The organism is Stappia sp. P2PMeth1 (assembly GCF_900185735.1).
Lineage (GTDB): Bacteria > Pseudomonadota > Alphaproteobacteria > Rhizobiales > Stappiaceae > Stappia.
In genome coordinates, this window is sequence record NZ_FYAW01000019.1 from 71,643 (window position 1) to 86,136 (window position 14,494).

General features: G+C 68.8%; 13 protein-coding genes. 7 read left to right on the forward strand and 6 right to left on the reverse strand.

Translation table 11 applies throughout. The annotated features are described in order from the left end of the window. Nucleotides 1-34 precede the first annotated feature (34 nt). From P2PM1_RS11335 to P2PM1_RS11355, 5 genes are all read right to left on the reverse strand, one after another. Entirely contained in the window at nt 35-514 is a 480-nt protein-coding gene (locus tag P2PM1_RS11335) for a MarR family winged helix-turn-helix transcriptional regulator (protein WP_186399139.1), read from the reverse strand. Nucleotides 515-516: 2 nt separating this feature from the next. Then, nucleotides 517-1,785, reverse strand: coding sequence for a flavin-dependent oxidoreductase (locus P2PM1_RS11340; protein WP_186388879.1), 1,269 nt, complete (start codon nt 1,783-1,785; stop codon nt 517-519). Nucleotides 1,786-1,851: 66 nt separating this feature from the next. Then, entirely contained in the window at nt 1,852-2,886 is a 1,035-nt protein-coding gene (locus tag P2PM1_RS11345; protein WP_186399140.1) for a TRAP transporter substrate-binding protein, read from the reverse strand. Nucleotides 2,887-3,084: 198 nt separating this feature from the next. Further along, complete coding sequence (locus tag P2PM1_RS11350; protein ID WP_186394817.1) at nt 3,085-3,831, reverse strand: GntR family transcriptional regulator; 747 nt, start codon at nt 3,829-3,831, stop codon at nt 3,085-3,087. Next, nucleotides 3,831-5,204, reverse strand: coding sequence for a formimidoylglutamate deiminase (locus P2PM1_RS11355; protein ID WP_186399141.1), 1,374 nt, complete (start codon nt 5,202-5,204; stop codon nt 3,831-3,833). Before P2PM1_RS11355 ends, P2PM1_RS11350 begins: the two co-directional genes overlap by 1 nt. A gap of 113 nt (nt 5,205-5,317) precedes the next feature. Here P2PM1_RS11355 and hutI point away from each other — a divergent pair, with 113 nt between their 5' ends. The 7 genes from hutI (at nt 5,318) to P2PM1_RS11390 (ending at nt 13,980) form a co-directional block, all read left to right on the forward strand. Continuing rightward, nucleotides 5,318-6,550 (forward strand): imidazolonepropionase, encoded by a 1,233-nt coding sequence (gene hutI / locus P2PM1_RS11360; protein ID WP_186399142.1) that lies wholly within the window; start codon nt 5,318-5,320, stop codon nt 6,548-6,550. Continuing rightward, complete coding sequence (gene hutH / locus P2PM1_RS11365; RefSeq protein WP_186399143.1) at nt 6,550-8,097, forward strand: histidine ammonia-lyase; 1,548 nt, start codon at nt 6,550-6,552, stop codon at nt 8,095-8,097. Before hutI ends, hutH begins: the two co-directional genes overlap by 1 nt. Next, a complete protein-coding gene (gene hutG, locus P2PM1_RS11370; RefSeq protein ID WP_186399144.1) occupies nt 8,094-8,912 on the forward strand; it encodes an N-formylglutamate deformylase in 819 nt (272 codons plus the stop codon). The genes hutH and hutG overlap by 4 nt, the downstream gene beginning before the upstream one ends. Continuing rightward, the gene (gene hutU / locus P2PM1_RS11375; protein WP_186399145.1) at nt 8,909-10,582 is read left to right on the forward strand and encodes a urocanate hydratase; all 1,674 of its coding nucleotides are present in this window, start codon (nt 8,909-8,911) and stop codon (nt 10,580-10,582) included. Before hutG ends, hutU begins: the two co-directional genes overlap by 4 nt. A gap of 80 nt (nt 10,583-10,662) precedes the next feature. Beyond that, on the forward strand, nt 10,663-11,760 hold the full coding sequence (locus P2PM1_RS11380) for a TRAP transporter substrate-binding protein (protein ID WP_186388871.1): 1,098 nt from the start codon (nt 10,663-10,665) through the stop codon (nt 11,758-11,760). Between the two features lie 130 nt (nt 11,761-11,890). Further along, the gene (locus P2PM1_RS11385) at nt 11,891-12,430 is read left to right on the forward strand and encodes a TRAP transporter small permease subunit (protein ID WP_244296483.1); all 540 of its coding nucleotides are present in this window, start codon (nt 11,891-11,893) and stop codon (nt 12,428-12,430) included. Further along, nucleotides 12,430-13,980 (forward strand): TRAP transporter large permease subunit, encoded by a 1,551-nt coding sequence (locus P2PM1_RS11390; protein WP_371515133.1) that lies wholly within the window; start codon nt 12,430-12,432, stop codon nt 13,978-13,980. The genes P2PM1_RS11385 and P2PM1_RS11390 overlap by 1 nt, the downstream gene beginning before the upstream one ends. Nucleotides 13,981-13,998: 18 nt before the next feature. Here P2PM1_RS11390 and P2PM1_RS11395 read toward each other — a convergent pair whose 3' ends face one another. Beyond that, nucleotides 13,999-14,490 (reverse strand): ureidoglycolate lyase, encoded by a 492-nt coding sequence (locus tag P2PM1_RS11395; RefSeq protein ID WP_186388870.1) that lies wholly within the window; start codon nt 14,488-14,490, stop codon nt 13,999-14,001. Nucleotides 14,491-14,494: the final 4 nt, after the last annotated feature.

The window sequence follows — 14,494 nt, forward strand, 5'->3', positions numbered from 1 at the left end:
ACACCGCTGTGAACCCGGACGGGCTCCGGCGGTCTCACCCCTCCGCCGCCCGGCCGGTCATGCGGCGCAGGAAGCTCCTGAGCGTCTCGGCCTCCGTCTCATCCAGGCCGGCGAGCAGAAGCCGTTCGGCGGCGTCGATGCGCGGGCGCAGCGCGTGAAAATACCTGCGGCCCTCGGCCGTGAGGCGATAGGCCACCCGCCGCCCGTCGCCGGCCACCCCGACCTGCTCCAGCAGCCGGCCGGAAACCAGCGGCTTCAGCGCGGTGGTGAGAACCGAAGGAGCAGTGGACATGGCGGCCGCGACATCGCGATGGGTGACACCGGGATTGCGGTCCACCAGCTCCAGAACCATGAACTGCAACGGCGTCAGCGCCTCGCCGGAAAATGCCTCGGCAAAGGCCTGGTGACCGCGCAGGAAGGCATGGCGCAGCAGGTGGCCGACCAGTCGGTTGAGCAGGCCGTAGTCGAGCTCCCTGCCCGAGGCGGCCTCGTCCCGGCCTCCGCCTGCCGCCATGATCAGGCTGCCGGCACGATCGGCGGGCGCTGGTTCAAAGCCTCGACATCGAAGCCGGCGATCCGCTTGTAGCCGGCCGCCGTCTCCAGCAGTTCCTCGCGGGACAGCACGTCCTCGATGCGGCCGAAGCCGTCCGGCGCCCGTTCCTCGACCACGTCGAGCACCTTGTCGGGGCCGTCGGCGCGATTGGCGAGCACGATGCGCGCCGTCGCCGGACGCCGCTCCTTTTCATAGGCCGCAAGCGCGGCCGGCACCGCACCGTGACGCAGGATCTCGCGGGTCAGCACGCGGGCATCGAGGATCGCCTGGCTCGCGCCGTTGGAGCCGATCGGGTACATCGGATGGGCGGCATCGCCCAGAAGCGTCATCGGCCCATGGGTCCAGCGCGGCAGCGGATCGCGGTCGACCATCGGATATTCGAAGATGTGCTCGGCGTTGCGGATCAGCGAAGGGATGTCGAGCCAGTCGAAGCGCCAGGTGTCGAAACGCGGCAGGAAGTCGTCCGGATTGCCCGGCCGGTTCCAGTCCTCGCGCCGCCACATGTGATCGGCGGGCATCCTCAGATCGGCGATCCAGTTGATCACCGCGCCCGGCCGGCCGTCGTCGAGGGTGATGTCCTCGATCGGATAGCAGACGAACTTGCGCGGCTTGCAGCCGGTCATCGCCATCGAGCGGCGGGTGAGAAAATGCGGCGCGCGGGTGACGCCGCGCCACATGACGATGCCGCCCCATACCGGCAGACCCTCGTCCGGATAGAGCCCCGAGCGGGCCGTGGAATGAATGCCATCGGCCGCGACGAAGACCGCGCCGCGCGCGCTGCCGGCCGAGGCTCCCGTCTCCCGGTCGACGAGATCGATCTCGACGCCGCCCTCGCTCTCGCGCCAGGCAGCGACGGAAATGCCGCAGGTCACCGCATCGGGGCCGAGCCGCTCGCGCACCGCGTCGAGCAGCATCATCTGCAGCCGTCCGCGATGGATGGAGAATTGCGGCCAGTCATAGCCGGCGGCCAGCCCGCGCGGCTCCGACCAGATCGGCTGGCCGTGGCTGGAAAAATAGGCGACTTCCTGGGTTCTGAGACCGATGGCGTCGAGCCGGTCGAGCAGGCCGAGTTCATCGAGCTCGCGCACCGCATGCGGCTGCAGGTTGATGCCGACGCCAAGCGGCCGGATCTCCCGCACCGCCTCGAAGATGCGCACGGGCACGCCGATCCGGTGCAGGCTGAGGGCGAGCGTCAGGCCGGCGATGCCCGCGCCGGCAACGAGAACGGTCATGGCGGAGATCCTTGGATGCCTGGGAAAAGCCCCTGCCGGCCGCTGCCGGCCGGCAGGGAACGCCAATCACTCGCCCGCGTATTGCGTGATCATGGCACGGGCATCCTCGACCATGGCGGCGCCGTCATAGCCCTTGCCCGCGACTTCCGCGATCCAGGCGGCGACCACCGGCTCGGCGGCGGCCTTCCAGCGCTCGACCTCTTCCGGCGGCAGCTTGCGCATCGTGTTGCCCGCCTTTTCGGCGGCGGCGATGCCGGGCAGATCGCCCTCGTCCATGACGCGGCCGACCCACTTGGACACCTCGCGGCCGCTGTTGGCGTCGATGACCGCCTTCAGGTCCTCCGGCAGGCTGTCGTATTTCGCCTTGTTCATGGCGAAGACGAAAGTGGCGGTGTAGAGGCCGCGCGAGCCCTCGAAGTCGGTGTGGCTGTTGACGAGTTCGGCCACCTTCAGCGGCGTCGTCACCTCCCACGGCACGACCGTGCCGTCGATCACGCCCTTGGACAGCGCCTCGGGCATCGCCGGAACCGGCATGCCGACCGGCGTCGCGCCGAGCGCGCCGAGCAGGGCGTTGGTCTGGCGGGTCGGCCCGCGCAGCTTCAGCCCCTTCATGTCCTCCAACTTGGTGACACCCTCGCCCTTGACGTGCAGCAGGCCGGGGCCGTGCACATGCACCGCGATCGGATGGACGTCCTTGAACTCGTCCTTCAGGTATTTCTCGTAGAAATCCCAGAAGGCCTCGCTGGTCGGCTCGGCCTTGGCGGCCATGAACGGCAGTTCGAACGCCTCGCTGCCCGGGAAGCGGCCCGGCGTGTAGCCCGGCAGGGTCCAGACGATATCGACGACGCCGTCGCGGGCCTGGTCGTAGAGCGCCGGCGGCGTGCCGCCAAGCTGCATCGCCGGGAAGACCTCGACCTTGATGCGGCCGTTGGACTCCGCCATCACCTTCTCGGCCCAGGGGGTGATGAAGTTCTTCGGGACCGGCGCCGGCGCCGGCAGGAAATGATGCACGCGCAGGGTCACGTCCTGCGCCAGTGCCGGGGCAATACCGGCGCAAGCCAGCGCCGTCGCAGCTACGGCGAGCGATTTCAGTCGAAGCATTCGGTGTCCTCCCAGTTATCTCGCACGGCCCCGGCGCGTCGCGCCGTCCGTCGCCTGCCCTGCCGGCTGCCGCCGGTCCGGGCCAAGCCCATGCGGACGCGACCACCCCGGCTCCTCCCGGCGGACCGCATCCAGATCGTTTATTATGTAAACGATTATGCCCGTCAACGGGCGAGCGATCAATCGCCGATCCGCACCTCAGAAGCGCGAGACCATCCGGTAGGACTGGGGATGCAGCATGCGCACATGGGTGATCGGCTGGTCGATCAGCCATGTGGTGCGCTCGAACACGAAGACCGGCGCGCCGGGCTGGATGGCGAGCAGCGTCGCTTCCTCGCCGCTCGCCGCCGCGGCGCTGAGGCCGATCTCCATCTCCGAGAAGGGGGCGAACTTCACCAGCCACTCGTTGGGGCTCATGCGCTCGAACGGTTCGTCGGCGATGTCGGGAACGGCGGCGATGTGAATCCAGCGGTCCTCGAATTGCCAGGGCCGGTTGTCGGCGAAATGCAGGCAGCGCACATGCAGCATCGGCGTGCCGGCCGGCAGGTCGAGCCGGGCCCGCATCGCCTCCGGCGCCTCCAGCCGTTCGCGGCTGAGGATCGAGAAGCGGTACTGGGCGCCGCGCGCCTCGACCTCGCTGCGCACCACCGGAATTTCCAGCCGCGCCTCGCGCAAGGGATGTTCGGCGATGCGGGTGCCGGCGCGGCGCTTGCGCTCGACCAGACCGATCTCGGCAAGTTCCCGCAGCGCCCGATTGACGGTGACGCGGGCGCAGCCGAATTCGCGCGCCAGATCCTCCTCGCCCGGAATCAGCTCGCCGGGCAGCCAGACCCGCTCGCTGATGCGCTTGAGGATTTCCGCCTTGATGGCCCGGAAGGAATTCGGCACCCGGATGCCGGCCGGCACCGGGTCGGCGTCCTTCGCAGGCACGACGGGTCGCGACATCACATGCTCCGCTTCAGGGTCCGCATCGCGTCGCGGTAGCCGGCTTCGATCCGCGCGCGGTCGACATGGCTGCCGTCCCGCACCCTATGTCGCCCCGCCGCCCACACGTCGCGCACCAGCCCGTCGTCGCCGGCAAAGATCCATGCATCGAGCAACGTGTCGCCGGACAGTCCCTCCAGGTGCAGCGACGCCGCATCGAGGGCAACGAGATCGGCCCAGGCGCCTTCCCGGATCGCACCGCTGTCGCGGCCGAGCGCCCGCGCGCCGCCTTTCAGCACCTCGTCGTAGAGCCGGCGGCCGCAGGAGCGCTCGCTCGTCGCCAGCACCGCCCGGTGCCGGTCGCGCAGGCGCTGGGAATATTCCAGCGTCCGCAGCTCCTCCGACAGTGCGATGCGAATGTTGGAATCCGAGCCGATACCCAGCGTGCCGCCGTCGCCAAGATAGCGCGCGCCATCGAAGATGCCGTCGCCAAGGCTCGATTCGGTGATCGGGCACAGGCCCGCGACCGCCCCGCTCGTCGCGATCGCCTTGCGTTCGCCGTCGGTCAGATGGGTGCAATGGATCAGGCACCAGCGCTCATCGACCGCGTGAGTGTCGAAAAGCCATTCGACCGGGCGGCGGCCATGGGCGGCCAGCACCTCCTCCACCTCGCCGGTCTGCTCGGCGATATGCATGTGCAGGGGATCGGCGGGGCGCAGGGCGGTGACCTTCGCAAGGTCCTCCGCCGGCACCGCGCGCAGCGAATGCGGCGCGATCCCGAGCCGCGCGTCAGGGGCAAGCGCTGCCACCGCATCCTCCGCCCCCTCGACGATCCGCGCAAAGCCGTCGAGATCGGAGCCGAAGCGGCGCTGGCCGCCGGCGAGCGGCCGGTGATCGAGGCCGCCTGTCGTGTAATAGACCGGCAGCAAGGTCAGGCCGATGCCGGAGATCTCAGAGGCGGCCGCGATCCGGCGAGAGAGCTCCGCCCGGTCGTCATAGGGCGTGCCGTCGGCCTGATTGTGGACGTAATGGAACTCGGCGGAGGCGGCATAGCCGGCCTCCAGCATCTCCATCTGCACGAAGGCGGCCACGGCCTCCACCGTCTCCGGCGTGAAGGCGCCGAGGAAGCGATACATGATCTCGCGCCAGGTCCAGAACGTGTCGTGCTCGGCCGTGCCGCGAAACTCGCTCAGGCCCGCCATCGCCCGCTGGAACGCATGGCTGTGCAGGTTGGCCGGTGCCGGCAACAGGATCCCGACCGTGCGTTCCGCTGCGGCCTCTGCCCGGTCAACGCCTTGCAATACCTTGCCGATCCGCCCGTCCGCGGCGATCTCCACCACCACGTTGCGCGCCCATCCCGTGGCCAGCAAGGCCGTCTCCGCGAAGATCCGCATTCCGTCCGCCTCATTTTTGAGATTGACAATTATGTACATACATATCGTAATTAAACAAACACATATTGCAGCACACCAGAAGAACCATTCGACCGGAAGCCCTGGGAGGGGTCATGCCAGAAACTGCGACCGGATCCGCCGCCGGCGAGGTCCTGACCGCGCTGCGTCTTGCGACCCTGGTCGCGGGCGCCACCCCCTATGGTCTCGTCGAGGATGGCGCCGTCGCAATCGGTGCCGATGGCCGCATCGCCTGGTGCGGCAGTGCCGCCGAACTACCCGCACAATTCGCGTCCTGGCCGTCCCGGTCGCTGGGCGGCCGCCTCGTCACTCCCGGCCTCGTCGACTGCCACACCCATATCGTCCATGGCGGCAACCGGGCCCGCGAGTTCGAGCTGCGCCTCGAAGGGGCAAGCTATGAGGAGATCGCCCGCGCCGGCGGCGGCATCGTCTCCACCGTCGCGGCAACGCGGGCGGCAAGCGAGGACGAGCTCGTCGCCTCCGCCCTGCCCCGGCTCGACACGCTGATCGGCGAAGGCGTCACCACCATCGAGATCAAGTCGGGCTACGGCCTGACCATCGCTGACGAGATGCGCATGCTTGCGGCCGCCCGGCGCCTCGGTCGCGAACGCGGCGTGCGCGTCGTCACGTCGTGGCTGGCCGCCCATGCGGTGCCGGCCGACTACAAGGGGCGCTCTCAAGCCTATCTCGACGAGGTGGCGCTGCCGGGCCTCGATGCGGCGCATGCGGCCGGCCTGGTCGACGCCGTCGACGGGTTCTGCGAGGGCATTGCCTTTTCTCCGGCGGAGATGGCGCAGGTCTTCGACCGGGCGACAGCGCTCGGCCTGCCGGTCAAGCTACATGCCGAGCAGCTCTCCGATCTCGGCGGCGCGAAGCTCGCCGCGCAGTATGGCGCGCTCTCGGCCGATCACCTGGAATATCTCGGCCAGGACGGGATCGATGCCATGGCGGCGTCCGGCACGGTCGCCGTGCTGCTGCCCGGCGCCTTCTATACCCTGCGCGAGACGCAGGCGCCCCCCGTTGCAGCGCTGCGCAAGGCCGGCGTCCCCATCGCCCTTGCCACCGACTGCAATCCCGGTTCCTCGCCGCTGACCTCGCTGCTGCTCGCCATGAACATGGGCGCGACGCTGTTCCGCCTGACGCCGGAAGAATGCCTTGCCGGCGCGACCCGCGAGGCCGCCCGCGCGCTCGGCCTTGCCGGCGAGATCGGCACCATCGAGCCCGGCAAGCGCGCCGACCTTGCCGTTTGGGACGTCGCGGAGCCGGCCGAACTCACCTACCGCATCGGCTTCAACCCGCTGCACCACCGCATTTTCGGAGGCGCATAATGAGCGTCATGACCCTCACGCCGGGCCGCGTCACGCTCGCCCAGCTCGAACGCATCTATCGGGAGGAGCTCGCCGCCCGCATCGACCGAGGCGCGCAAGCGGACATCGAGCGCGCCGCCGAGCGGGTCGCCGCGGCCGCCATGGGCGAGGAAGCCGTCTACGGCGTCAATACCGGCTTCGGCAAGCTCGCAAGCGTCAAGATCGCGAGCAGCGATACGGCGACGCTCCAGCGCAATCTGATCCTCTCGCATTGCTGCGGCGTCGGCGAATTGCTCGACGGCGCGACGACGCGGCTGATGATGGTGCTGAAGCTGCTGTCGCTCGGGCGCGGCGCCTCGGGCGTGCGCTTTGAGGTGCTGAAGCTCATCGAGGACTGCCTCGCCGCCGGCATCACCCCCTGCGTTCCCTCGCAAGGCTCGGTCGGCGCTTCCGGCGATCTCGCCCCGCTCGCCCACATGACAGCGGTGCTGATCGGCGAGGGCGAGGCGGAGTATCAGGGCACGCGTATGCCCGGCCGCGCCGCGCTGGAGAAAGCCGGCCTTGCTCCGGTGGTGCTCGGCCCGAAGGAGGGCCTCGGCCTCATCAACGGCACCCAGTTCTCCACCGCCTGCGCGCTCACCGGCCTGTTCACCGCCTGGCGGCTGGCGGAGGCGACGCTGCTCACCGCGAGCCTGTCCACCGACGCGATCATGGGCTCGACCGCCCCGCTGCTGCCGGAAATCCACGCGCTTCGCGGCCATCGCGGCCAGATCGAGGTGGCGAGCGCCATGCGCGCCTTGATGGACGGATCGCAGATCCGCGAGAGCCACCGCACCGGCGACAGCCGCGTGCAGGACCCATATTGCATCCGCTGTCAGCCGCAGGTCGCCGGCGCCTGCGTCGACCTGCTGCGCATGGCCGGCCGCACGCTGGAGATCGAGGCGAATGCGGCGACCGACAACCCGCTGGTGCTGATCGACGAGGGACGCATCGTGTCGGGCGGCAACTTCCACGCCGAGCCGGTCGCCTTCGCCGCCGACCAGATCGCGCTGGCGATTGCCGAACTCGGCGCCATCGCCCAGCGCCGGGTGGCGCTGATGGTCGACCCGACGCTGTCCTTCGACCTGCCGCCCTTCCTTGCCCGCGATCCCGGCCTCAACTCCGGCATGATGATCGCCGAGGTGACCACGGCAGCCTTGATGAGCGAGAACAAGCATCTCGCCCATCCCTGCTCCATCGATTCCACCCCGACCAGCGCCAACCAGGAAGATCATGTGTCCATGGCCGCCCATGGCGCGCGGCGGCTGGAGCGGATGAACGCCAATCTCGCCGTCATTCTCGGCGTCGAGATGCTGTGCGCGGCGGAAGGCATCGAGCACCGCGCCCCGCTCGCCACCAGCGCGCCGCTGGCCGCCGCCGTCGCCCGGCTGCGCCGGCATGTGGCCCCGCTCGAGGCCGACCGCTACATGGCGCCCGACCTTCAGGTCGCAGCCCGCCTCATCGCCAGCCGCGAAGTCGTCGCGGCGGCGAGCGAAACGGCCCTGCTGTCGCTGGGAGAGGCCGCATGACGCCCGTCGAGATCCGCAAAGGCACGAGCCCCGTCATCCTCGGCCTGCCCCATACCGGCACCCATGTGCCCGAGGCGATCGCCAATCGGCTCAACGCGCGCGGGTTGAAGCTGGCAGACACGGACTGGCACATCCATCTGCTCTATGACGGGCTGCTGGACGATGCCACCACGGTGCGCGCCACGTTCCATCGCTATGTCGTCGATGCCAACCGCGACCCTGCCGGCGCGAGCCTTTATCCGGGGCAGAACACCACCGGCCTCGTGCCGGAGACGGACTTCGACGGCGTGCCGATCTGGAAGGACGGCGAGGCGCCCAGCGACGCCGATGTCGCTGCCCGGCGCGAGGCGTTTCACGCGCCCTATCACGCGGCGCTCGCCGCCGAGATCGAGCGGGTGAAGGCGCTCCACGGCGTGGCGATCCTTTACGACTGCCACTCGATCCGCTCGCATATCCCGTTTCTTTTTGCCGGCAAACTTCCTGATTTCAACATCGGCACCAATGACGGTGCGACCTGCCATCCCCTGATCGAGCAGGCGGCCGTGGAGGTCTGCGTCGGGGCGGACGGCTACACCAGTATCCTCAACGGCCGGTTCAAGGGCGGTTGGACCACCCGCCATTACGGCCGGCCGGCCGACAATGTCCACGCCATCCAGATGGAGCTCGCCCAGTCGACCCATTTGGCGAGCGAGAGCGCGCCCTTCGCCTATGACGAGGCGAGGGCGAGCGCCCTTCGCGTCCATCTCAAGACCCTTCTGACCCGTCTGGAACGCCTCGCGCTCGACGGGTCGCTTGTCTCCGGAGGAACCACATGACCAACCCGCGCCACAACACCCGCACCGTGCGGGCGGCCACCGGCACCGAGATCACCGCGAAGTCCTGGCTGACCGAAGCGCCCTTGCGGATGCTGATGAACAATCTCGATCCGGATGTGGCCGAGAAGCCGAACGAGCTCGTCGTCTATGGCGGCATCGGCCGGGCGGCGCGCACCTGGGACGATTTCGACCGCATCGTCGCGACCCTGCGTGACCTTGAGGAGACCGAGACGCTGGTCGTCCAGTCGGGCAAGCCGGTCGGCGTCTTCCGTACCCACAAGGACGCGCCGCGGGTGCTGATCGCCAATTCCAACCTGGTCCCGCACTGGGCCAACTGGGACCACTTCAACAAGCTCGATAAGGCCGGGCTGATGATGTACGGCCAGATGACCGCCGGCTCGTGGATCTATATCGGCAGCCAGGGCATCGTGCAGGGCACATACGAGACCTTCGTCGAGGCCGGCCGCCAGCACTATGGCGGCTCGCTCAAGGGCAAGTGGATCCTCACCGGCGGCCTCGGCGGCATGGGCGGCGCCCAGCCGCTCGCCGCGGTGATGGCCGGCGCCTGCTGCCTGGCGGTGGAGTGCAATCCGGACTCCATCGATTTCCGCCTGCGCACCCGCTATGTCGACGAGAAGGCGGAGACGCTGGACGAGGCGCTGGAGATGATCGAGCGCTGGACCAAGGCGGGCGAAGCCAAATCGGTCGGCCTGCTCGGCAATGCGGCGGAGATCTTCCCCGAGCTGGTGCGGCGCGGGGTGAAGCCGGACATCGTCACCGATCAGACCTCGGCGCATGATCCGATCAACGGCTACCTGCCGAAGGGCTGGACCATGGCCGAATGGGCGGCCAAGCGCGAGAGCGATCCGAAGGCGGTGGAGAAGGCCGCGCGCGCCTCCATGCGCGAGCATGTCGCCGCCATGGTCGACTTCTGGAACATGGGCGTGCCGACGCTGGACTACGGCAACAACATCCGCCAGGTCGCGCTGGAGGAAGGGCTGGAAAACGCCTTCGCCTTCCCCGGTTTCGTGCCCGCCTATATCCGTCCGCTGTTCTGCCGCGGCGTCGGCCCGTTCCGCTGGGCAGCGCTGTCCGGCGACCCGGAGGACATCTACAAGACCGATGCCAAGGTGCGCGAGCTGCTGCCCGACAACACGCATCTGCACCGCTGGCTCGACATGGCACGCGAGCGCATCTCCTTCCAGGGCCTGCCGGCGCGCATCTGCTGGGTGGGCCTGGGCGACCGCCACCGGCTGGGTCTCGCGTTCAACGAGATGGTGCGCAACGGCGAGCTGAAGGCGCCGATCGTCATCGGCCGCGACCACCTCGATTCCGGCTCCGTCGCCTCGCCCAACCGCGAGACGGAGGCCATGCAGGACGGCTCGGACGCGGTCTCCGACTGGCCGCTGCTCAACGCGCTGCTGAATTGCGCAAGCGGGGCGACCTGGGTCAGCCTGCACCATGGCGGCGGCGTCGGCATGGGCTTCTCGCAGCATTCGGGCATGGTGATCTGCTGCGACGGCAGCGAGGATGCCGACCGCCGCATCGAGCGGGTGCTGTGGAACGATCCGGCGACCGGCGTGATGCGCCACGCCGATGCCGGCTATGAGATCGCGCTCGACTGCGCCAGGGAACACGGCCTGCGCCTGCCCGCCATCCTCGGAAACTGAGGCGGGACCGCGGGACGTTCAAAGGGCCGGCAAGGCCCCATGATGCTGTGAAGGAAAACCAACCAGAGGACTGTGCTGCCATGAAAAGACGTGATTTCCTGAAGACCGCCGGCGTCGGCGCCGTCGCCACTGCCGCCACCGGAACCCTCGCGGCCCCGGCCATCGCCCAGGACGTGAAGCGCTGGAAGATGGTCACCGCCTGGCCGAAGAACCTGCCGGGCCCGGGCGTCGCCGCGCAGATGCTCGCCGACCGCATCACCGCCCTGTCGGGCGGCCGCATCGAGGTGCAGCTCTTTGCCGCCGGCGAGCTGGTGCCGGGCAATGGCGTGTTCGACGCCGTCGCGGAAGGCACCGCCGAGCTCTACCACGCGGTTCCGGCCTATTGGGGCTCCAAGTCCAAGGGCATCCTGCTGTTCGGTTCGCAGCCGTTCGGCCTGCGCGCCGACGAGCAGTTCGGCTGGCTCGCCCATGGCGGCGGTCAGGCGCTCTATGACGAGATCTATGGCCGCTTCGGCCTCAAGCCGTTCCTTTGCGGCAATTCCGGCCCGCAATGGGCCGGCTGGTTCCGCAACGAGATCAACTCGGTCGACGACCTCAAGGGCCTGCGCTTCCGCACCACCGGCCTTGCCTCGGAAATGTGCGCCAAACTCGGCATGGCCGTGCAGGCGATGGGCGGGCGCGACATGTTCCAGGCGCTGCAGTCGGGCGCGCTCGACGCCGGCGAGTTCATCGGCCCCTGGTCGGATTCCGCCCTCGGCTTCCAGCAGGTCGCCAAGAACTACTACTGGCCGGGCGTCGGCGAACCGTCCTCCGCCGAGGAATGCGCCGTCAACATGGCCGCCTACGAGGCCCTGCCGGCCGACCTGCAGCAGGCCGTCGCGCTTGCCTGCGAGTCGCTCTACAACCCGGTCTGGACCGAGTACACGACCAAGCATGCGCTGGCGCTGCAGCAGCTCGTCGCCGAGCAGGGCGTGCAGGTGAAGAAGCTGCCGGACGACGTCATCGTCGCCATGGGCAATGCCGCCGGCGAGGTCATCGGCGAACTGCGCGAGAACGACGACGAGTTGGTGCGCCGGATCGTCGAGAGCTTCCTTGCCTATCGCGCCTCGGTCTCCGACTACATGGTCTATGCCGACAACGGGCAGATGAACGCCCGCGCCATGGACTACAAGTACTGAGCGCACCTCGGTAAAACCTGCTAGGGTCCGGGCGCGCTTCCGGACCCCGGCGCTGCATCCGCGACAGGTCGCGGGCCGTTCGCCGGCCCGCGATCTTCCCCCCGACCGACCGCACGAGAGGACAAGGCCCGTGCTCGCCCGCCTCGCCGACTGGCTCGACCTGGTCAACCGCTCCGTCGGCGCCCTGGTGCGCTGGCTGGCGCTCTTCATGGTGCTGTTGCAATTCGGCGTGGTGGTGCTGCGCTATGTCTACGGCATCAGCTTCATCTTCCTGAACGAGGGCGTGCTCTACATGCACGCCGCCCTGTTCATGCTCGGCGCCGGCTACACGCTGCTGGTCGACGGCCATGTGCGCGTCGACATCTTCTACGCCAAGCTCGGCACGCGCGGCCGCGCGGCGATCGACGCGCTCGGCGCCGTGGTCTTCCTGCTGCCGTCCATGGCGATCCTGATCTGGTGGTCCTGGCCCTCGGTCCGCAATTCCTGGGCCGTGATGGAGGGCGCCATCTCCGTCGGCGGCATTCCGGCCTCCTTCCTGCTCAAGTCGCTGGTGCCCGCCTTCTGCGTGCTGCTGGCCCTGCAGGGTCTCGCCTGCCTGCTGCGCGACCTTTCCCGCCTCGCTGCGCCGCACGGCACCACTGCCGCCTCCGACACCGGGACCCGCGCCTGATGCTGCCGCTCGACCTCCTGATGTTCGCCGCGCTGATCGCCGCGATCCTGATCGGCTATCCGGTCTCCTTCATTCTCGCGGGCATCGCGACGCTCTTCGCCATTCTCGGCCATTTCACCGGCCAGTTCGACATCAGCCTGCTCGGCGCGCTCGGCCAGCGCGTCTTCGGCGTCATGACCAACGACGTGCTGATCGCCATCCCGCTCTTCGTCTTCATGGGGGTGGTGCTGGAGAAGAGCCGCATCGCCGAAGACCTGCTGGAGACCGCCGGCCGGCTGTTCGGAACGCTGCGCGGCGGGCTCGGCATTTCCGTCGTGCTGGTCGGTGCACTTCTGGCCGCCTCCACCGGCATCGTCGGCGCCACCGTCGTCGCCATGGGCCTGATCGCCCTGCCGACCATGCTGCGCAACGGTTATGATCCGCGGCTTGCCTCAGGCATCGTCTGCACCTCCGGCACGCTCGGCCAGATCATTCCGCCCTCGACCCTGCTGATCATCCTCTCGGACGTGATGTCGAATGCCTATCAGCAGGCGCAGTTCCGCCAGGGCAAGTTCACCATCGAGACCATTTCGGTCGGCCAGATCTTCGCCGCCGCGCTGCTGCCCGGCCTGATGCTGGTCGCCATCTACATCGTCTATCTGCTGGTCAAGGCGTGGCTGTCGCCCGCCTCCGCCCCGGCGATGCAGCACGGGGGCGACCGCCCTCCCGCCTCGAAGATCGCCGCCGCCATCCTGCCGCCGGTGCTGCTGATCATCGCCGTGCTCGGCTCCATTCTCGGCGGCATCGCGACGCCGGGCGAGGCCGCGGCGGTCGGCGCCATCGGCGCGCTGCTGATGGCCTCCGCCCGGCTCGGCAACGGCCGCAGTGGCCTGGTGATCGCCGGTGCCGCAAGCCTTGCCCTGCTCGCCGTGCTGATCTCGGTCCACCCGGTCCGGCTGCAGCGCAGCGACGTCGGGCCGATCGACTGGGCGATCGGCGGCCTCGCCACCCTGCTGGTGGCGATCGCCACCGCCGCGATCCTGCAGGCGCTCGCCCGCACCTTCCGCGCCGATGTGCTGAAGCCGGTGATGAACTCCACCCTGTCGGTGACGGCGATGATCTTCGCCACCATCCTCACCGCCAGCATCTTCTCGCTGGTCTTCCGCGGGCTCGGCGGCGATCACCGGATCGAGGAGTTCCTGACCAATATGCCGGGCGGCCCCGACGCCGCCCTGCTCTTCGTCATGGCGCTCGTGTTCCTGCTCGGCTTCTTCCTCGACTTCGTCGAGATCTCGGTGATCCTGCTGCCGCTGGTCGCACCGGTGTTGATCCTGATGGGGCACGATCCGGTCTGGCTGTCGATCCTGATCGCGATCAACCTGCAGACCTCGTTCCTGACCCCGCCCTTCGGCTTCTCGCTGTTCTACCTGCGAGGCGCGGCCCCTCCCGAGGTGACGACCGGCCAGATCTACCAGGGCGTCATCCCCTTCATCGTGCTGCAGATCGCCGGCATCGGCATGATCTGGCTGCTGCCGCAGGTGGCGACGACCCTGCCGCGCCTGATCTTCTGAACACGTCTCGGCAGGCACTCACACAGGGGCGATGACCACGCCCTCGTCCTCGGGGAAGAACACTTCCTCCAGATTGACGCCGGGACCGCTGCGGTCGACGACCAGGAAGTCCTGCACCGGCTGGAGCACCAGCAGCGGGTGATGCCAGACGCCCCGGGCGATCTGGACGCCCTGGTCGCCCCGCGCCAGAAAGCAACGGCAATCGCCGGGGCGCGCGTGGCTGGCGACGACCACCAGCCACGGATGATCCTGCATCGGCACGAAAGCCTGGCTGCCCAGGGGATGGCGCTCCAGCATCCGCACGGTGACGGGGCTCGGCCACGGCGTCCCCCGGAAAATCGAGAGGATCGGCTTGCCGTCCGGGCCGGAATCGGCCTCGGCAAGGGCGTGAAACCGGCGGGTGCGCCCCCCGTTGATGAGGTGGCTTGCCTCATGACGGGCCTCGATCACCTCGCCAAAGGGCGCAAAGGCCTCACGGGTCAGCGGCTCCGGCGTCAGCAGATGGCTCAAGCGA

Coding starts and splice junctions, on each gene's coding strand:
- P2PM1_RS11340 (WP_186388879.1), bottom strand. CDS start 1,785: ATGACCGTTCTCGTTGCCGGCGCGGGCATCGCCGGCCTGACGCTCGCC.
- P2PM1_RS11380 (WP_186388871.1), top strand. CDS start 10,663: ATGAAAAGACGTGATTTCCTGAAGACCGCCGGCGTCGGCGCCGTCGCC.
- P2PM1_RS11350 (WP_186394817.1), bottom strand. CDS start 3,831: ATGTCGCGACCCGTCGTGCCTGCGAAGGACGCCGACCCGGTGCCGGCC.
- P2PM1_RS11355 (WP_186399141.1), bottom strand. CDS start 5,204: ATGCGGATCTTCGCGGAGACGGCCTTGCTGGCCACGGGATGGGCGCGC.
- P2PM1_RS11390 (WP_371515133.1), top strand. CDS start 12,430: ATGCTGCCGCTCGACCTCCTGATGTTCGCCGCGCTGATCGCCGCGATC.
- hutU (WP_186399145.1), top strand. CDS start 8,909: ATGACCAACCCGCGCCACAACACCCGCACCGTGCGGGCGGCCACCGGC.
- hutI (WP_186399142.1), top strand. CDS start 5,318: ATGCCAGAAACTGCGACCGGATCCGCCGCCGGCGAGGTCCTGACCGCG.
- hutG (WP_186399144.1), top strand. CDS start 8,094: ATGACGCCCGTCGAGATCCGCAAAGGCACGAGCCCCGTCATCCTCGGC.
- P2PM1_RS11345 (WP_186399140.1), bottom strand. CDS start 2,886: ATGCTTCGACTGAAATCGCTCGCCGTAGCTGCGACGGCGCTGGCTTGC.
- hutH (WP_186399143.1), top strand. CDS start 6,550: ATGAGCGTCATGACCCTCACGCCGGGCCGCGTCACGCTCGCCCAGCTC.
- P2PM1_RS11335 (WP_186399139.1), bottom strand. CDS start 514: ATGGCGGCAGGCGGAGGCCGGGACGAGGCCGCCTCGGGCAGGGAGCTC.